This window comes from Blastomonas sp. RAC04 (assembly GCF_001713435.1).
Lineage (GTDB): Bacteria > Pseudomonadota > Alphaproteobacteria > Sphingomonadales > Sphingomonadaceae > Blastomonas > Blastomonas fulva.
Genome location: NZ_CP016460.1, coordinates 3,609,792 through 3,627,783 on the forward strand (window position 1 = coordinate 3,609,792; position 17,992 = coordinate 3,627,783).

The following is a 17,992-nucleotide window of genomic DNA, read 5'->3' on the forward strand; positions in this document are numbered from 1 at the left end:
GTTTGCGTCATTCTGGAGGCAATTGCACCCGCTCGGGCAGCGGAAACAGCGTGCAGAAGCGCGCGATCAATGCGGGGTCGCCCTGCGCGGTCAGCAGCCCCTGCTCAGCCAGCGCCTCAAGCGGCACCCCGCCATAGACCGCGCCGGCCAGCGCATGGGGGGTTCCGGCAAAGATGATGTCGCACCCCTCGGGCTCGCCGCGCGCAATCGCGATCCCGCGCGCGGTCAGGTGGCCGACATAGGCCATGTCGCCGAAGACGAAGCCGACGCGCAGGTCGAGATCGCCGACGCGGGCACTGTCCAGCATCGTGCGGAACGAGAGCATGATCGACACCCCGCTGATCGGCAGCGTCGGATCGTGCCAGGGCGATCGCGCCGCCCAGCGGCCCAGCATCTGGACCAGCGGCTCGGCCTCATAGCCCCATGGGGTCAGTTCATAGACCTGTGCGGAGGCCGGCGGCGGCAGGCGGCGGCGGGCGACCAGCAATTTGCCTTCAAGCCCCTCGAGCCGCTGGGTCAGCACATTGGCGCTGATCCCGGGCAGGTCTGCGCGCAGTTCGCTGAACCGTCGCGGGCCGAGCATCAGTTCGCGCATCACCAGCAGGGCCCAGCGTTCTCCAATCAATTCAAGCCCATGCGCCGTTCCACAGGCATCGTCGTACAGCCGTCTGGCCAAAAAATGCTCCTTCGAAGTTATAAATAATAACTAAACAGTTGCTTTTGATAACATGGCTGGCGACACTCGGCAACAACAGGCCCGAGTCGCACAGCAAGCGGCGGGCTGCGAGAGGATGAACCGATGAGCAAGATTGCACCGTGTCTGTGGTTCGATGGAGTGTCTGAGCTTGCGGCGCGGCATTATGTGGCGGTGGTGCCGGACAGCCGCATCGACCGGATCGTGCATGCACCGGCGGACAATCCCTCGACCGCCGAGGGAGCGGTGCTGCTGGTCGAGTTCACCTTGGCGGGGCAGGGCTTTGTCGCGCTCAACGGTGGCCCCGGCAACCCGCACACCGACGCAATTTCGTTCCAGATCTATACCGACGACCAGGCTGAAACAGACCGCATCTGGGCAGCCATGATTGCAGACGGCGGGGCGGAGATCGCCTGCAGTTGGTGCCGCGACCGCTGGGGCGTGCGCTGGCAGATCGTGCCCAGGCGGATGATGCAGCTGCTGGCCGATCCTGACCCCGGCCGGGCCGCACGCGCGTTCGCAGCGATGTCGGCGATGGTCAAGATCGACATCGCCGCGATCGAAGCGGCGGCCGAAGGACGGGAGGCCTGATCGTGGCTGTCGATCCGCAAGCCAGCCTGGTGATCACCGCGTTCGACTGGGTGCCCGATTTCGCGCGCGGTTTCGTCCGCGATCTGCGCCCCCGCTGGGCGTGCGAGGAGATCGGCCTCGCTTATGCCGAACGGCTGATCAGCGCGGTCAAACGGCCCGCCGAGCATTTTCGTGACCAGCCATGGGGGCAGGTGCCGGTGATCGACGACGCAGGCATCCGGCTGTTCGAATCGGGTGCGATCCTGCTGCATCTGGGAGAGAGGCACCCCGATCTGCTGCCGGTCGATCCGCAGCTGCGCGCCGATACCCTGTCCTGGCTGTTTGCGGCCTTCAACAGCGTCGAGCCGATGATGTTCGAGCTCGGCACTGTCACCCTGTTCGCCGCAGGTGAGCCTTGGGCCGAGCTGCGCCGACCATCGCTGATGGCGTTTATCGGCGGTCGGCTCGACAGGCTGGCCGCTGCTTTGGGGGACCGAGAATGGCTGACGGGCCAGTTCAGTATCGCCGATATCGCGATGGTGACGGTGCTGCGCGAGGCGCAGGATACCGACCTGCTGACCGATCGCCCGGTGCTCGCCGCCTATCTGGCGCGCGCCACAGCGCGCCCCGCCTTTGGCCGCGCGCTCGCAGCGCAATTGGCCGCCTTCGGCGAAGGACCCCCATCGCCAACACAGCACGGAGAGACCCCATGACCTATATCGATGGCTTTGTGATCGCTTGCCCCACCGCTAACCGCGATGCGTTCATCGCGCACGCGCGCATGGGCGATGCGGTGTTTATCGAGCTGGGCGCACTGCGCGTGGTCGAATGCTGGGGTGACGATGTTCCAGACGGTCACACCACCGATTTCCGCCGTGCGGTAAAGGCCGAGAGCGACGAGAGCGTGCTGTTCAGCTGGATCGAATGGCCCGACAAGGCGACGCGCGACGCTGCCATGGCGCGGATGACCGAGATGATGACCGATCCCGCCAAGACCGACCCGCGCATGGACCCGGCCAAGAACCCGATGCCGTTCGATGGCAAGCGCCTGATCTTCGGCGGTTTCGTCCCCGTCGTCGACATGACCGCCTGAAGGAGCCCAGCCATGACCAATCCGCATGGAGAGTTCGTCTGGTACGAGCTGATGACCCCCGACATCGAGGGGGCGAGCGCCTTTTACGGCGCGCTTCTGGGGTGGACCTTCGCACCATCGAGCCAGCCCGATATGGACTACCGCGTCTTTTCCGCCGGCAGCGAGCAGATTGGCGGCTTTCTGGCGCTGACGCCCGCAATGCAGCAGGGCGGAGCGCAGCCCGGCTGGCTCGGTTACATCGCGGTCGACGACATCGACGCGGCGATCGACGCGATCACGGCAGCGGGCGGCGCGTTGCACATGGGCCCGCAGGACATTCCCGGCACCGGGCGCTTCGCGCTGGTCGCCGATCCTCAGGGCGTCGTGTTCTACATCATGCAGGACACATCGGGCGAAACCAGCCAGGCCTTCGCCGCAGACATGCCGCGCGTCGGCCATTGCGCGTGGAACGAGCTCGCCACCACCGATCAGGCGGGCGCGATGGCGTTCTACACGCAGACCTTTGGCTGGGTGAAGGACGGCGAGATGGATATGGGCGCAATGGGGTCGTATGAATTCATCCGCCACGGCAGCGTCATCGGCGCGATGATGACCAAGCCACCCGAAATGCCTTTCGCCTGCTGGTCCTGTTACTTCCGGGTCGCCGATATCGACGCTGCTGCGGCGACCGCCAGCGCGAAAGGAGGGCACGTGCTTTTCGGCCCATCGGAAGTGCCCGGCGGCGATTTCATCATCACCGGGATCGATCCGCAAGGTGCGCCCTTCTCGCTCGTGGGGCAGCGCAACCAGGCGACCGCAGCGTGACCATCGAGCTTTTTGCGCACCCGTTCTCGTCCTATTGCCAGAAGGTGCTGGTGGCCCTTTACGAGAACGCGACGCCATTCACCTTGCGGATGCTCGGCCCGGACCATCCCGACAATGGTGCTGCGCTGGCTGCGCTCTGGCCGCTGGGCAAGTTCCCGTTGCTGCGCGAGGGCGATCGCGTCGTGATGGAAGCGAGCACGATCATCGAATATCTCGGCATCGCCCACCCCGGCACCACCCCGCTGATCCCCGCCGATCCGGCTGCGGCGCTGCAGGTGCGGATGATGGACCGCATCTTCGACAATTATGTCATGACCCCGCAGCAGAAGGTTGTCTCCGATGCGATGCGCGCTGCCGATGCCCGCGATCCTGCCGGGCTGGCCGATGCCAGGGCGATGCTCGATGAAATATATCGCTGGCTCGACGCCAGAATGCAGGACCGGGTCTGGGCTGCCGGTGATGCCTTTACCCTTGCCGATTGCGGCGCGGCGCCGGCCCTGTTCTATGCTGACTGGTCGCACCCGATCCCCGCCGGGCTGCAGGCGCTGCATGCCTATCGGGCGCGGCTGCTGGCGCGGCCCTCGTTTGCCCGCGCGGTGGACGAAGCGCGGCCGTATCGACCGCTGTTTCCGCCCGGTGCGCCCGAGCGCGACTGAGCCTTTCTGCTGGAGAAACCCGTTCATGACCGATGCTCACGCCCTCAGCGTTACCCGTTTCATCGCCGCGCCGCCCGCAACAGTGTGGGACATCATCACGCAGAGGCTGGAAGAGTGGTGGTGCCCGGTTCCCTGGCGAACCGAGGTCGTCGAATATGACTGGCGATCGGGCGGCCGCATGGCGACGATCATTCACGGCCCGGATGGCGAGCGGCATGAAAGTGAAGGGGTGTTTCTGGAGGTTGTTCCGCAGGTGCGATTCGTTTTCACCGATGCCTTCCGCGCAGGATGGGTGCCGCAGGAGGCCTTCATGGTCGGCACCATCGCGATTGCCCCCGAAGGCGAGGGCACCCGCTATACCGCCAGCGCGCAGCACTGGACCAAGGAAGCGATGGAGCGTCACCGCGACATGGGGTTCGAGCCAGGCTGGTCGGCGGTCGCGCACCAGCTTGCGGCGCTTGCGGAAGCGTCGGTCTAGACCTCGCGGTGAGAGGAGGCCATGATGCCCGTCAACCGGGTCACTTCCGGTCCACTTGCGCGATACGGGTGATTCGCGCTGCGCGAATCGCACGTGGCGCTTGCCCTGTGGCGATTGATGCCGTGATATGGGCCCTGCAATACGGTTACAAATGCCGTAAATTGCGGAATTCCGTGCCCCTGGCTTGCGGGGAAGCGCCTGAAAAGAGCGATGAAATTGGTCCAAATTGCGCTCAACGCATGTTGCATTTGCTAACATCCTGTGGAATACGGCGATTGCTAGCAGCACGTCTGAAGGGACTATTTATGAAACTTGCAAAGACCGCACTGGCTGCGCTTGCTCTGACCACGATGGTCGGCGCTCCGGTTCTGGCACAGGCTGCGACTTCCGCAGCCCGCGTCAGCGCTTCGAGCGAAGAGAGCGACGCAGAGGGCAGCACCGGCATCATCATTGGTGTCGTGGCCGCTGCCGCCGTGATCGGCGGCATCATCATCATCGCTGATGATGATGAGCCCAACAGCCCCTGAGCCCTTCTTCGGAAGAGATCAGGTACTGATTCGGAAAAGGGCGGCCAGCAATGGTCGCCCTTTTTTGTTGCGCTCCGGTTGATTGCGGGCCGATCCGGGCTGATATGGGTCGGGACTCACTTCCTCGCTCACTCTCAGCTGCGGAGCCCAGCCCATGACCAATTTCCCTGCCGACTATACCCCGCCTGCCGTGTGGACCTGGGACAAGGACAATGGCGGCGCCTTTGCCAACATCAACCGGCCGATCGCGGGCGCGACTCACGACAAGACGCTGCCGGTCGGCAAGCATCCGCTGCAGCTCTATTCGATGGCGACGCCCAACGGCGTCAAGGTCACGGTGATGCTCGAGGAGCTGCTCGCAGCGGGCCATTCGGGCGCCGAATATGATGCGTGGATGATCGATATCCGCAGCGGCGACCAGTTCGGCAGCGATTTCGTCGCGATCAACCCCAACAGCAAGATCCCCGCGCTGATGGACCACAGCGCGCCCGAACCCGTCCGGCTGTTCGAATCGGGATCGATCCTGCTGTATCTTGCGGAAAAGTTCGGTGCGTTGCTGCCCACCGACCCGGCCAGGCGGACCGAGGCGCTGAACTGGCTGTTCTGGCAGATGGGCAGCGCGCCGTATCTCGGCGGCGGCTTCGGCCATTTCTATGCCTATGCGCCGATCAAGATCGAATATTGCATCGATCGCTTCACCATGGAAACCAAGCGCCAGCTCGACGTGCTCAACCGGCATCTGGCGGATAACGAGTATCTGGCGGGCAGCGAGTATTCGATCGCGGATATCGCCATCTGGCCCTGGTATGGCGGCGTGGCGAGCGGCGCGGTGTACAACGCGGCCGAGTTCCTGCAGGCGCAGGACTATCCGCATCTGCTGCGCTGGGCCGACCAGATCGGCGAGCGGCCCGCGGTGAAGCGCGGCAAGATCGTCAACCGGACATGGGGCGATGATCTGAGCGAGCAGCTGCGTGAACGGCACGATGCCAGCGACTTCGAACTGCGGACGCAGGACAAGCTTGCTCCCGCTGAAACCGACTGAATTCGCTTACAAGAGATCCGCCGCCAGCAGAAATGCGCCTGCCAGCCCCGATGTCGGGGCCAGGGCAGGGCGGCGGATCACCTCGGCTGCCGGCAGCGCAAAATAGCCGCCGTCGCTGGCATGCGCAGCGGCCACCACGCGCTCGAACAGCGCGGGCGTTGCCATCACTCCGCCGCCCAGCACGATAGCATCGGGCGCGAGCGCGGCGCGCAGCGTGTTGCACATCTCGGCGAGGTAGCCCGCGATGACGCCTTGCGCGGTATGATCGGGTGGAAGGTGCGACAGAGTCTCGCCCCAGCGCGCCAGAATCGCAGGGCCGCTCGCCAGCCCTTCCAGGCAGTCGCCATGAAACGGGCATATCCCGTCAAACCCATGGTCGTCGGCATTGCGCCGTGGGCGCATATGGCCAAGCTCGGGATGGCCCGTTCCGCCGACGATCTGCCCATCGGCGATCACACCGCCGCCGATTCCGGTGCCGACGGTGACATAGACGCTCACCCCGGTATCGCGCGCTGCGCCCAGCCGTGCTTCGGCCAGCGCGGCGGCGTTGACATCGGTATCGAATGCGATCGGAACGCCAGTGGCGCGCGCCACGGTTCCGGCAAGGTCGAACCCGCTCCAGCCCGGCTTCGGCGTGGCGAGGATATGGCCCCATTGCGGCGAGCGGCAATCGCGCTCCAGCGGCCCGAACGAGCCGATGCCGATCGCGGCCAGGCCTGCATGCCGTTCGAAAAAGGCGTTGGTTTCGGCAAGCGTGGTCTCAGGATCGCGTGTCGCGATCTGCAGCTGGTCGATCACAGCATCGGGCCCATGGCCTACGCCGAGCACGAACTTGGTGCCGCCGGCCTCGATCGCGCCCAGCAGCGGCCGGTCAGCGGGCATGCAACTGGTCCATGGCAAAGCTTTCGACGATCCGGCTGGTGTCGCCGCCGAGCGCGATGCGCACCATAGGCGCAGGCGTCGCGCCAAAGGTCTCGGCGGCGACAAAGGCGTTTTCTGCCGGGTTGCGGCCCTTCAGGCCCCAGTGATCGACAAAGCTGCACACCAGCAGTTCGGCGCTGGCGAACCAGCTGAACGCCTGCATGGGCTCGGCATCGGGGTTCGCGATCACCAGCCCGGTGCCGTTGAGCGGGCGCCAGGGGCCGCAAAGCTGCTCTGCCACCATGCCGTAAAAGCCGGTGGGGCCGCTGGGGCCATCGGGAGCGAACACGCTGCGCTGGGTGGACCAGAAGACATAATACAGCCCCTGATGCGCGACGATCTGGGCGCGTTCAAGCTCGTTGTTCAGCGTGTCGGCGTGCATGATCGGGGGCAGAAGCTGCCAGCCGCCATCGGCATCCTGCCGTGCCAGCCCGATCGCACCGTTATATGCGGCGCTCGATCTCGCAAGCGTCGCGGTGAACACGATGTAGCGCGCACCATCGGCCGGATCGATGAAGAAGGCAGGGTCGCGGAAGGCCTTGACCGTGCCGGGGGCGCCGTCGTGCCGGTCGGCGACCAGATACATCGCGCCATCGGCGGCGAAGATCTCGCGTACCGGGGTCCATCCGGTGATGCGGCCATCACTTTGCAGCGTGCCGGTCGTTTCGACAAGCCGCTGCTGATAGCCGCCGGGGCGTTTCGCCAGCCCTGCTGCGGTGAAGTACAGCGTGACCCGGTCGCCCTCGAGCACGGCAGAGCCCGACCATTCGCGCTCGTGATCGCCAAGCCCCGGCGGCAGCAGGTCGCCCAGATCATGCCAGCCCGCTGAGTCCAGGTGGAGCAGCCGGATTTTCGCCTCGAAATGGCGCAGCGCCGGATCGCTCCGGTCGGGTGCAGCCAGCACCATCCACACAGTGCCGCCGTTGACCTGCGCCATCGACCCGTCTGCCTGCTGCAGCGGCCACATGTCCCACAGCAGCAGGTCGGGCAGGATCCGCGCCGCCTCGGCCTCGCCGATCAACCCTGGCGCGGGCAGGGGCTGATCGGCGATGGCGGTGACATGCGCGGCGGTCCAGGCGGTCGTCATGCGTTGAGTCAGAAGTCGTAACGCAGCGTGGCGGAGATGGTGCGGCCGTTGATCGAACGCGCGCGGACGAAGCCGTTGGCCGGGATCGCACCTTCCTCGGCCTCAGTGAAGCCGCGCGTGTCGAACAGGTTGTTGGCGTTGATCGACAGCTGCACGCGCTCGATCGGGCGCACCGCGACGAACGCGTTCACCTGCGTGAAGCCCGGCAGCACCAGCAGGTTGTTGTCCTGTGCAAAGCTGTCGGTGGTGCCCACCAGATTGGCGCCGAGCGAGAACATATCCTGTTCGTACTGGCCGCTCAGCTGATAGATGAAATCGGCCTGGCGACGCGGGGTGTTGCCTTCGTTGGCGGGGTTGATGCGGTCGCGGTTGATCTCGGCATCGGTATAGGTGCCGCTGGCGCTCATCGTGAAGCCACCGGTGCGGTACGATGCCTCGACCTCGAGACCCTTGGCCCTGAACACGCGGTCGAAGGTCTGGCGGGTGGTTGCCTCGAAGTTGGTTTCCTCGGTTTCGGCGTAGAAAGCCGTGGCATAGACCGCGAGCCCGCCCGCACGGTACTTGATCCCGGCTTCGGCCTGCTTGACGAAGTCGACCGCGATCCCTTCGTTGCGGATATCGCCGGTGACGAAGTTGACGTTGTCGTTGTTGAACAGCAGACGGTCGGCGTTGGCACGGCCGCCCTTGCTGTAGCGCGCGAACGCCGCCAGATCGTCGGAGAAGCGATAGTTCGCGCCGAATGAATAGCTGAAATAGTCATAGCTGTAATCGACCAGCGCGGGCGCGCCGAGCGGGATGGTCGATGTCTGCGCCTCGGCTGCGCTGATCACGCCATTGCGGTTGAAATCGAACGCGGTCGTGCCGACGCGGCCACCGCCCAGGTCCGCGCCGAAGGTGCGGCCCGAAGCATCGCCAAAGTCATAGCGGATGCTGCCATCGAGCGTCAGCCGGTCGAACTCGAGCGAGAGCGATGCGAACGGCGCGTTGGTATCATATTGCAGATCATAGCTGCGCCGGCAGCATCCGCCGAAGAAGCTCGCGCCATAGGCCACCGTGCCGCGGTCGGACAGCCGGGTGCCAGCGGCGTTGACCACGTCGATCAGCGCCGCATCGCCGCCACCGCGCACCTCGAGCAGATGCGAGGTCCACAGCCAGTCGGTGTTGATGTCCTGGCGCGACTTGTAGAAGCCCGCGGTCAGCGTGGCGGTGCCGCCGCCCAGATCGAAATCACCGGTCACGCGCAGATCGTTGGTGATGTTGTCGAGGCTGTTGAGCCGGGTGTTGAACAGCACCACGCTGGCGACCAGCGAGCCGCCGGGGACGTTCTGGCCTGCCTGCGTTCCGTTGGCGAACACCAGCCGCGCGCCCGCGCCGCCAAGGGCAGCCGCGGTGTTGGCGGCGGTATCGAACGATCCGGGGAAGGGCGAGGTGAAGCCGCCCGAGACATCGGAGAAGCGGAAGCGGTTGGTGACCTTCCAGCCATCGGCAATCTCGAACTCGCCTTCAAAGCCGAATGCCTTGACCAGGGGGCGCTGGCCGTTGGTGATGTCGTACCGGCGCGGCTGGTTGTTGCCGTCGAGCGTCAGCGCCGACTGGAAGAAGCGCGAGTGCAGGCTGTCCGAGCTGATGTCGAAGCCGGGGACGTTGGAATAATTGGGGTTGCCGTTGGTGCCTGTCACCCGCACCGGATTGGGCAGATAGCCGACCGCGCGGTCGTCCAGATACTTGGCATAGACGCGGACATAGCCGCCGGTGAACTCCTTGGTGATGTTGGCCTTGATCTGGCCGCCGCGGTTGCCGTCATAGCCGATGTCGCGCGGGCCTTCGCCCTGGCGCACAAAGCCGCCCATGTGGAAATACAGGTCCTGGCCGAGGCTGCCGCCATAATCGAAATCGAAGCGCTTCTCGTCATAGTCGAGGCCCAGCGTCGCCTGGATGGTGCCGCCATTCTGGTCCTTGCCGGTTTTGGAGATCATGTTGATCACGCCGCCGGGCGAGTTGGAGGCGAAGGTCGAGGCGCTGCCGCCGCGGATCGCCTCGACACGCGCGATGTTGAGATCGGCGCGCAGGAAGATGTCCGAGTTGCCGAAGGTGATGTCGCCAAATTCGAGGATCGGCAGGCCGTCTTCCTGCAGTTGCAGGAACTTGGCGCCGCCCGATGCGATCGGCAGACCGCGCACCGCGATGTTGGCATTGCCTTCGCCGCCCGATGCTTCCGAGCGGATGCCCGGGATGTTGCGGAAGATTTCCGCCGCGCTGCGCGGTGCAGTCGTGGCGATCTGCTCGGCGCTGAGCGAGCTCACCGAGATCGAGCTGTCGAGCACATTGGCGCCGCGCGCCACCGCAGTGACGACGATCACGTCACCCGAATCGGCATCATCGGCTGACGAAGCGTCCTGAGCAAAGGCTGTGGGGGTGATTGCAGTGGCGGTGGCAACGGCCAGTGCCGCATAGGCGCTGCGAACGCGCAGGGCTTTCAAAATCGACATGATACCTCTCCTGAACTGGCCGGTACTCCGGCTGCAGCTACCTATGCTATGCACACCTGCAATCGTTTGCAACAGTTAGTTGCAAACGATTGCAAAAAAGCTTGCCAAAGTGCCAGCGCGCCTATTAGCATAACGCCCAAGGCGCAAGGCAAAGACGCCCCCAGGATCGAGGACCACGTCATGACCAGCGCCGTGCAAGCACCATCCGCCAGCCATGACGCTGCACCCTTCCGGGCGCCTCGGCTGTCGCTGCCGCGGATCGTCGAGATGAACCTCGGCTTTTTCGGGCTGCAGTTCAGCTTCGGCCTGCAACAGGCCAACATGACGCCGATCTACACCTTTCTGGGCGCTGACGAGGCGACCATGCCGCTGCTGTGGCTGGCAGGACCGATGACCGGGCTGCTGATCCAGCCGATCGTCGGCGCGCTGTCCGATCGCACCAATTCCAGGCTGGGGCGGCGTACGCCGTATTTTCTGATCGGTGCGGTGATCTGTTCGCTGTGCCTGTTCCTGATGCCCTATTCGAGCGCATTGTGGATGGCCGCGAGCCTGCTGTGGCTGCTCGATGCGGGCAACAATATCACCATGGAGCCTTATCGCGCCTATATCGCCGACCGGCTCGAACCGGGGCAGCGGCCCGCGGGCTTTCTGATCCAGAGCGCGTTTACGGGCCTCGCCCAGTGCCTGTCCTATGCCACCCCCAGCCTGCTGGTCGGGTTCGGCATCAGCCAGAACCTCGTCGACATCAACGGCATTCCGGTGATCGTCCGGATCGCCTTCGTGTTCGGCGCGATCCTGTCGATTTCCACCATCGTCTGGTCAGTAGTGCGCGTGCCCGAACTCAAGCTGACCGAGGCGGAGCTCGCCGAGATGGCCGCCAAGCCTTTGGGGGCGGGCGCCGCCCTGGCAGAGATCCGCGATGCCTTCATCGCCATGCCCCGGCCGATGCGCCAGCTGGCCTGGGCGATGCTGTGCCAATGGTATGCGATGTTCGTCTACTGGCAGTTCATCTCGCTCTCAGTGTCGCGCACGCTGTTTCCGGGGGACGAGCGCGGAACGGCCGGCGCGAATGCGGATTTCATCTCCGCCTCGCTCACCGCGCAGCAGATGGGCGTGGCCTATAACGCCGTCGCCTTTATCGGCGCGCTGGCGCTGATCCCTGTCGTCCGGCGGCTGGGCGCCAAGCCGGTGCACGCAGCGTGCCTCGTCGCGTCGGGAATCGCGATGATGTCGCTGCCGATGCTCGACAGCCGCGCCGCGATGTTCGTGCCGATGATCGGCATCGGCCTGGGCTGGGCCGGGATGATGGGCAACACCTATGTGATGCTGGCCGATTGCATCCCGCCCGAGCGGACCGGCGTGTACATGGGCATCTTCAACATGTTCATCGTGGTGCCGATGCTGATCGAGACGATGACCATGCCGCTGATCTATGCGCCGCTGCTGGGGTCCGATCCGCGCAACGCCATCCTGCTGGCGGGCGTGCTGATGCTGTGCGGCGCGGTCGCGACGCTTCGGGTGCGCACCGCGGCCTGATCGCGAGCGCTTTAGCTGGGCACGGGCTGGTGCGGTAGCTGCCAGTCGATCGGGTTGCGCCCGGCTGCTTCCAGAAACGCGTTGGCCTTGCCGAAATGACCGCAGCCCAGAAAGCCGCGATGCGCAGATAGAGGCGAGGGGTGCGGGGCTTTCAGCACCAGATGCCGCGCATCGACATTCCCAGCCTTTTTCTGCGCGTGGCTGCCCCACAGCAGGAACACCACAGGCTGCTGCTGCGCATTGACGCGCGCGATCACCGCATCGGTGAAGCGCTCCCAGCCGCGTCCCTGATGCGAGCCTGCCTCGCCCATTTCCACCGTCAGCACCGCGTTGAGCAACAGCACGCCCTGGCGCGCCCAGGGCTCCAGAAACCCGTGCGCGGGGGGCATGATCGCAAGGTCACGCTCCAGCTCCTTGTAGATGTTGATCAAAGAAGGCGGCGGCCGCACCCCTGGCTGGACGCTGAAGCATAGCCCATGCGCCTGTCCAGGGCCGTGATACGGATCCTGCCCCAGAATGACCACGCGAACGCTGTCAGGCGGGGTCAGGTCGAGCGCGCGAAACCACTGGCTGCCTGGCGGAAAGATCCTGGCGCCTGCCGCCTTGCGCTCGAGCAGGAAGGCTTTCAGCTCGGCCATATAGGGCGCGGCAAATTCGTCGGCCAGCGCGTCGCGCCAGGCGGGATGGATCTGCGGAACTACGGGGGCAGGGGTGGTCATGGGGTGCCTGATGCCCGCCCCGGCCACGCCCGGTCAAGCCGCTGCATGGATTTTGACCCGGTGCGATGATAACCTTGGCCAAAGCAATACGAGTCGCGTCACCACACCATATGAGGGGGTCATGACCATGCCGCTGTCCAGTGCCAAGCCCGTCACCTTCATCAACACCGCCAGCCGCGCGGCGAGCGAGCCTTTCTATCGTGATGTCCTTGGCCTGCCATTCGTGGCGGACGATGGCTTTGCCGCGGTGTTCGATCTGCCGGGCGCGGTGCTGCGTATTACCGAGTTGCAGGATTATCAGCCCGCACCCCATCCCGCTTTGGGGTGGATGGTGGATGACATCGCTGCGACCATGCAGGCGCTGATCGAGCGCGGTGTGACCCCGACGATCTACGAGGGCTTCGGCCAGGATGCGCTGGGCATCTGGACCGCGCCCGACGGCGTCGCCAAGGTCGCCTGGTTCAACGACCCAGACGGCAATGTGCTGAGCCTCACCCAATGCTAAGGCGGCAGCGCTAAAGCGATCCCACCAGATGCCCGCCATCGACGGTGAGGATGCTGCCGGTCATGAACCGGCTGGCGTCAGACACCAGAAGCAGCAGCGGGCCATCGAGATCCGGCAGCTCGCCGTAACGCCGCATCGCGATGCGCTTGCGCAGGGGTTCACCCGCGTCGCCAGCCAGCTGGTCGCGGTTGATGTCGGTGAGGAAATAGCCCGGCGCGATGGCGTTGACGCGGATGTTGAAGCGCGCGAGCTCCATCGCCAGCTGCCGCGTCATGTGTAGCACGCCCGCCTTGGACATCGCATAGGGTCCTGTGCCCGCTGCGGTCTGGAAGCCGGTGATCGATGCGGTGTTGATGATGTTGCCGCCGCCTGAATCGCGCATCACCTTCGCGGCTTCCGTGGCGACGTTCCACGCGCCTTTCAGGTTGGTGTCCATCACGAAGTCGTAATCGGCCTCGGTCTGGTCAAGCGCGCGCTTGGTCACCGCGACGCCCGCGTTGTTGATGCAGGTGGTGATCGCGCCTGCCGCTGCGATCCCTTCGCGCACCGAGCCAAGATCGGCGACATCCATCCGCACCGCGCTCGCGCTGCCGCCAGCTTCGGTGATCTCGGCAACCAAAGCCTCGAGCGCCTCGAGCCTGCGCGCGGCAACGACGACATGCGCGCCGCACCGGGCGAGCACGCGGGCGAAATGTGCGCCGAAGCCCTCGCTCGATGCGCCGGTGACCAGGATGCGCTGGCAGGAGAGATCTGCGGTCAGGGTCATGCGGTGGCTCCCTCATTGGCGTGCTTGTGGTCGCGCTTGATCTTCTTGGCGAGCGACCATTTGTGCACTTCGGTCGGGCCGTCATAGATGCGGAAGGCGCGGATCTCGCGGAAAACCTGCTCGACGATGGTATCGCCGCTGACGCCCTTGCCGCCCATCACCTGCACGCAGCGATCGGCCACGCGCATCAGCGCTTCGGACACTGCGACCTTGGTCATCGAGCTTTCGACGGTACCGAGCTCGCCGGTATCGAGCACGCCCGCGCACCAGGCGATCATCAGTTCGGCCTGTTTGAGATCTATGAGGTTCTCGGCCAGCATGAAGCCGACGCCCTCGTGATCGACCAGCGGCTTGCCGAAGGCGTGGCGGCGGCAGGCATAATCGCTGGCGATTTCATGCGCGCGCGCACAGGCCCCATACCAGCGCATGCAGTGCGAGAGGCGGGCGGGGGAGAGGCGCACCTGCGCATATTTGAACCCCTCGCCGCTGTTGCCCAGCATCTGGTCGGCGGGGACGCGCAGATTGTCGATCGCGATCACGGCATGGCCGCCGGGCATCGAATTGTCGATGGTGTCGAGCACGCGTTCGATGCGGATCGCCGGATCGGGCAGGTCGACCAGGAACATGCACGCGCCGTCCTCGGACTTCGCCATGACGATGCCGACCTTGGCGCCTTCGGCTCCGGTGATGAACGCCTTGCGCCCGTTGATCACCCAGTGGTTGCCGTCGAGCTTTGCGGTGGTCTGCATCATCGACGGGTCGGAGCCTGCGCCGCCTTCGTCCGCTGGTTCGGTCATGAAGAATGCCGAGCGCGATTCGCCCGAGACCAGCTGGTTCAGGAACCGCGCCTTCTGCTCGTCGCTCGCCATCTTGCCGAGCAGGTACATGTTGCCCTCGTCGGGCGCGGCGGTGTTGCAGGCGACCGGGCCCAATGGCGAGAGCCCCGATTTCTGCAGCACGATCGCGGTCTGCGCCTGGGTGAGGTGACGCCCATCGGGCAGGATGTGCGGCGTCATCACCCCAGCGTCGCGCGCGAGGCCACGCATTTCGAGCACCAGCTCCTCCGACGGACCATGCGCCCCGCACCTGGGATCGTGTTCATACGGCGCGATCACTTCGCGGACGAACCGCTCGACCTTCGCGGCAATGGCATCGACTTCGGCGGCGGACAGATGGGACATGGATGTGGCTCCCGGTTGCATGCGTGTGCCTGAACCGGGTAATGAAGCCGACGGTTTAATCAACTGGTTAAATTGCCATCGGCGCGCGTGGGCAGCGTGTATCGACCGGAATGCCAGCCGGTCGGCCCGCTTTCATCGCCGCCTGATCATCGGCATCTGCGGGGCCACTCTGGCGGAGAGCTGCGCCGCCTCGTTGGCGGCGACCCCCGAAAGCGTGAGTGCCTTGGTCAGCGCGTCTTCCGGGGCGGTTTCGATATCAGGCGCAATGCCGGCGCCTTCCCAGTCCTTTCCGGTTTCGGGATCATAGGTGCGGCCTACCGGAATGAACGCGGTGAAACCGCCGCCCAGATCCTGGTCACCGCCGAAGTGGTTCGCCCCGGCGGTGGCCTGGCCTATGATCGTGGCCCGCTTGGTCTGCTTGAGCGCGAGCACGAAATGCTCTGCGGCCGAAGCGCTGAACCCCGATGTCAGAACAAACACCGGTGTCTGGGCCAGCCGCTGGTCGGGGCCTGGAACCACCCAATGTTCGCGCGTGACGAATGCAGGGTCGCCCGAAACAGTGCGCAACGATGCGACGCCCGCAATCGGTGAGCCACCGGCCTCATCGACGGACTTGCGGGTCGCCATCGTCACGAGGTGCGTCGGCTTTGCAAAGAGCCATGGGAAGACGGCATCCATCTCGTCCAGCCCGCCGCCGCGGTGCATCCGCAGATCGAAGATGATGGCCTTGGCGTCGGCATGTGTTGCCATGAAAGCCCGTGCCGCCTCGGTCGCCTCGTCGCCGCCGGGGAAGCCGTTGAAACGGACGAACGCGATACCGGGTGCGATCCAGCCGGCGTGTTCGATCGCCGGCGGTCGCGGCATGCGCATCATCACCGGTTGGCCGGTGGTCTGGCCGGTGGTCTGGCCGGTTGGCGCAGAACCTGCAGCATCGGGCGCGCGCCTGATCACAATCTGCGGGCCACCGCCTATTCCCTCGAACATCACGCGCAAATGGCCGTCTTCGGCTACGCTCTGCAGGTCATCGGACAAGCGCTTGGCAAGCTCTGCACCTGCAAGCGCATCATAGGCCCCGCGATCCGCATTGGCGCGGAGCGTTTCGGCATAGCGGGCGGCCTGTTCGGGATAGACGAAATCCGATTCCAGCCGCTTTGCCAGATCCCGCGCCAGCGCGCGTTGATCGACATCGGCGACGGCGGCCTGCGAGGGTGCCCCTGCGGGCTGGGCGGCGAGGCCGTGCGCGCAGGCAGCGACAGTCATGACGACGGCAAGCAAAGATCGCATTCTGGTGCTCCGTATATTACGATTCGTAATATGTTGACATAACCGGCCTGTGTGGTCAAGAAGGTGCAGGAGAATGCGGATGGGAATTTTGACCAACCTGGAAGGCGCAGCGCTGGCGGAAATCGCCAGCCGTGGGTCTGCCACCTCATATGCAATCGCGCAGGTCTTCGCCCGCTCGCCTTCGGAATACTGGTCGGGGTCGGCCGGCGCGGTCTATCCGCTGATCAAGCGGCTGGCGGCGCGCGGTCTGCTCGAGCCGAGCGCGGCAGCGGCGGGCAAGCGCCAGCGGCTCGATTACCAGATCACTCCGGCGGGGCGTGTTGCGCTGGAAGAATGGCTGCTCGATGCGCAAAGTGCCGCCGGCATGGGGTTCGATCCGCTGCGCACCCGCCTGGGCCATCTGCATCTCGTATCACCAGAACAGCGCCGCGAGTTTCTGGACCAGGTCAGGATACTGTCCGCGGAATTCGCGCAACGGCCTGCCTTCGAAGGCGAGCCGGTGATGGTCCAGATTCACCAGTCATGGCTGAAGGCCAGGGCAATGTGGCTCGCGATGCTGGACTTCGTCGTCAGATAGCCCTGCGATTTCCCGCCCGCTGTTGGTGCCTGCCACTGGCAGAAAAAACAAAAAACCCCGCCGCGCGATAAGCGCAGGCGGGGTTCCATGTCTCGCATCCCGGCCCTTGCAGGCCGAGCGCCCGATCAATCGTGGTGCGCGACCAGATTGACGGCGGAGTGCTTGCCGCGACGGTCGACTTCAAGGTCGAACTCGAGGCGGTCTCCCTGGTTGAGGCCATTCATGCCGGCGCGTTCGACCGCGCTGATGTGAACGAACGCATCGGGCTGGCCGTCGTCGCGGGTGATGAAGCCGAAGCCCTTCATGGAGTTGAAGAACTTGACGGTTCCGGTCGCACGCTCGCCAGTGAGTTCCCGGCGGGGCGCTTCGCCGCGCGGTGCACGCTCGCCGCGGTCACCGCCGCCGCCGCTATCGGATACGGGGATTAGTTCGCCATCGACCTTGAGGTCGCTGGCAGACACCTTGCCGCCGCGATCAACAAGCGTGAATTCCAGGCCCTGGCCTTCGGCGAGGTTGGAAAGACCCGCACGTTCCACCGCGCTGATGTGGACGAACACGTCTTCGCCGCCATCGTCACGCTGGATGAAGCCGAAGCCCTTTTGCGCGTTGAAGAATTTGACCTTGCCCTTGGCTTCGCCCACCACCTGGGTGGGCATGCCGCCAAAGCCGCCGCTGCGCGGAGCGCCGCCGCCGGCACCGCCGCCCGGACCGCGCGGGGCACCGAAGCCGCCACCACCTGCAGGAGCGCCATATCCGCCGCCGCCACCGCCGCCGCCGAAGCGGTCACGATCACCATATGCAGGCGGAGGCGAAAATGCGTCGAAATCATCCTCGCCAAATCTGTCGCGTTTGTCCCGGCCCCTGCCGCGCCGACCCCTGTCAAAACTCATGCCGAATTATTCACTTTCAATGTCGTCCTGGATCATGTGCTCAAGAACAAGGCGGACGTGAACCCTGTCGCTCAACTGATGGAACTCTTCGTGCGGACCCTTTCAGCATGGATCAATCCGCCACAAATACGCACCAAAAACCTTAGCTTACCTTAACCTTCATCAGCATCCGC

20 protein-coding genes are annotated in these 17,992 nt (G+C 65.0%); 11 read left to right on the forward strand and 9 right to left on the reverse strand.

What is annotated here, in order from left to right; genetic code table 11:
• Window positions 1-7 precede the first annotated feature (7 nt).
• Entirely contained in the window at window positions 8-676 is a 669-nt protein-coding gene (locus tag BSY18_RS17770) for a winged helix-turn-helix transcriptional regulator (RefSeq protein WP_236823399.1), read from the reverse strand.
• Between the two features lie 123 nt (window positions 677-799).
• Between BSY18_RS17770 and BSY18_RS17775 the strand changes: the two genes are divergently transcribed.
• From BSY18_RS17775 to yghU, 8 genes are all read left to right on the forward strand, one after another.
• A complete protein-coding gene (locus BSY18_RS17775; RefSeq protein ID WP_069051375.1) occupies window positions 800-1,285 on the forward strand; it encodes a VOC family protein in 486 nt (161 codons plus the stop codon).
• Window positions 1,286-1,287: 2 nt separating this feature from the next.
• Window positions 1,288-1,977 carry a glutathione S-transferase family protein gene (locus BSY18_RS17780; RefSeq protein ID WP_069051376.1) on the forward strand — a complete coding sequence of 230 codons (690 nt, stop codon included), beginning with the start codon at window positions 1,288-1,290 and terminating at the stop codon, window positions 1,975-1,977.
• Window positions 1,974-2,357, forward strand: a complete 384-nt coding sequence (locus BSY18_RS17785; protein ID WP_069051377.1) for a DUF1428 domain-containing protein — start codon at window positions 1,974-1,976, stop codon at window positions 2,355-2,357. The genes BSY18_RS17780 and BSY18_RS17785 overlap by 4 nt, the downstream gene beginning before the upstream one ends.
• Before the next feature lie 12 nt (window positions 2,358-2,369).
• Entirely contained in the window at window positions 2,370-3,161 is a 792-nt protein-coding gene (locus tag BSY18_RS17790; RefSeq protein WP_069051378.1) for a VOC family protein, read from the forward strand.
• Window positions 3,162-3,163: 2 nt separating this feature from the next.
• The gene (locus BSY18_RS17795) at window positions 3,164-3,817 is read left to right on the forward strand and encodes a glutathione S-transferase family protein (protein WP_216094738.1); all 654 of its coding nucleotides are present in this window, start codon (window positions 3,164-3,166) and stop codon (window positions 3,815-3,817) included.
• A gap of 25 nt (window positions 3,818-3,842) precedes the next feature.
• Window positions 3,843-4,295 carry an SRPBCC domain-containing protein gene (locus BSY18_RS17800; RefSeq protein ID WP_069051380.1) on the forward strand — a complete coding sequence of 151 codons (453 nt, stop codon included), beginning with the start codon at window positions 3,843-3,845 and terminating at the stop codon, window positions 4,293-4,295.
• 305 nt (window positions 4,296-4,600) lie between these two features.
• Window positions 4,601-4,822: a hypothetical protein gene (locus BSY18_RS17805; RefSeq protein ID WP_054135431.1), complete on the forward strand. Its 222-nt coding sequence runs from the start codon at window positions 4,601-4,603 to the stop codon at window positions 4,820-4,822.
• 154 nt (window positions 4,823-4,976) lie between these two features.
• Window positions 4,977-5,864 carry a glutathione-dependent disulfide-bond oxidoreductase gene (yghU, locus tag BSY18_RS17810; RefSeq protein ID WP_069051381.1) on the forward strand — a complete coding sequence of 296 codons (888 nt, stop codon included), beginning with the start codon at window positions 4,977-4,979 and terminating at the stop codon, window positions 5,862-5,864.
• Window positions 5,865-5,870: 6 nt separating this feature from the next.
• Here the strand turns inward: yghU and BSY18_RS17815 are convergent, their stop codons facing one another.
• From BSY18_RS17815 to BSY18_RS17825, 3 genes are read right to left on the reverse strand one after another with little or no spacing between them, the layout of a single operon-like run.
• Complete coding sequence (locus BSY18_RS17815; protein WP_069051382.1) at window positions 5,871-6,746, reverse strand: ROK family protein; 876 nt, start codon at window positions 6,744-6,746, stop codon at window positions 5,871-5,873.
• The gene (locus tag BSY18_RS17820) at window positions 6,736-7,872 is read right to left on the reverse strand and encodes a glycoside hydrolase family 68 protein (protein WP_069051383.1); all 1,137 of its coding nucleotides are present in this window, start codon (window positions 7,870-7,872) and stop codon (window positions 6,736-6,738) included. The genes BSY18_RS17815 and BSY18_RS17820 overlap by 11 nt, the downstream gene beginning before the upstream one ends.
• An 8-nt stretch (window positions 7,873-7,880) precedes the next feature.
• Entirely contained in the window at window positions 7,881-10,361 is a 2,481-nt protein-coding gene (locus BSY18_RS17825; protein WP_069051384.1) for a TonB-dependent receptor, read from the reverse strand.
• Between the two features lie 180 nt (window positions 10,362-10,541).
• On the opposite strand from BSY18_RS17825, the gene BSY18_RS17830 reads away from it, so the two are divergent.
• The gene (locus BSY18_RS17830) at window positions 10,542-11,897 is read left to right on the forward strand and encodes an MFS transporter (protein ID WP_069051385.1); all 1,356 of its coding nucleotides are present in this window, start codon (window positions 10,542-10,544) and stop codon (window positions 11,895-11,897) included.
• 11 nt (window positions 11,898-11,908) lie between these two features.
• Here BSY18_RS17830 and ung read toward each other — a convergent pair whose 3' ends face one another.
• On the reverse strand, window positions 11,909-12,616 hold the full coding sequence (gene ung / locus BSY18_RS17835) for a uracil-DNA glycosylase (RefSeq protein ID WP_069051386.1): 708 nt from the start codon (window positions 12,614-12,616) through the stop codon (window positions 11,909-11,911).
• 121 nt (window positions 12,617-12,737) lie between these two features.
• Between ung and BSY18_RS17840 the strand changes: the two genes are divergently transcribed.
• Entirely contained in the window at window positions 12,738-13,121 is a 384-nt protein-coding gene (locus tag BSY18_RS17840) for a VOC family protein (protein WP_069051387.1), read from the forward strand.
• 10 nt (window positions 13,122-13,131) lie between these two features.
• Here the strand turns inward: BSY18_RS17840 and BSY18_RS17845 are convergent, their stop codons facing one another.
• The 3 genes from BSY18_RS17845 to BSY18_RS17855 form a co-directional block, all read right to left on the reverse strand.
• Window positions 13,132-13,887 carry an SDR family NAD(P)-dependent oxidoreductase gene (locus tag BSY18_RS17845; protein ID WP_069051388.1) on the reverse strand — a complete coding sequence of 252 codons (756 nt, stop codon included), beginning with the start codon at window positions 13,885-13,887 and terminating at the stop codon, window positions 13,132-13,134.
• Window positions 13,884-15,068 (reverse strand): acyl-CoA dehydrogenase family protein, encoded by a 1,185-nt coding sequence (locus BSY18_RS17850; protein ID WP_150126326.1) that lies wholly within the window; start codon window positions 15,066-15,068, stop codon window positions 13,884-13,886. The genes BSY18_RS17845 and BSY18_RS17850 overlap by 4 nt, the downstream gene beginning before the upstream one ends.
• Window positions 15,069-15,200: 132 nt before the next feature.
• Window positions 15,201-16,328 carry a S41 family peptidase gene (locus BSY18_RS17855; RefSeq protein ID WP_069051389.1) on the reverse strand — a complete coding sequence of 376 codons (1,128 nt, stop codon included), beginning with the start codon at window positions 16,326-16,328 and terminating at the stop codon, window positions 15,201-15,203.
• A gap of 103 nt (window positions 16,329-16,431) precedes the next feature.
• On the opposite strand from BSY18_RS17855, the gene BSY18_RS17860 reads away from it, so the two are divergent.
• A complete protein-coding gene (locus BSY18_RS17860; protein WP_054135441.1) occupies window positions 16,432-16,929 on the forward strand; it encodes a PadR family transcriptional regulator in 498 nt (165 codons plus the stop codon).
• 125 nt (window positions 16,930-17,054) lie between these two features.
• On the opposite strand, the gene BSY18_RS21585 is transcribed toward BSY18_RS17860, so the two are convergent.
• The gene (locus BSY18_RS21585; protein WP_069051390.1) at window positions 17,055-17,819 is read right to left on the reverse strand and encodes a cold-shock protein; all 765 of its coding nucleotides are present in this window, start codon (window positions 17,817-17,819) and stop codon (window positions 17,055-17,057) included.
• Between the last annotated feature and the right edge of the window lie 173 nt (window positions 17,820-17,992).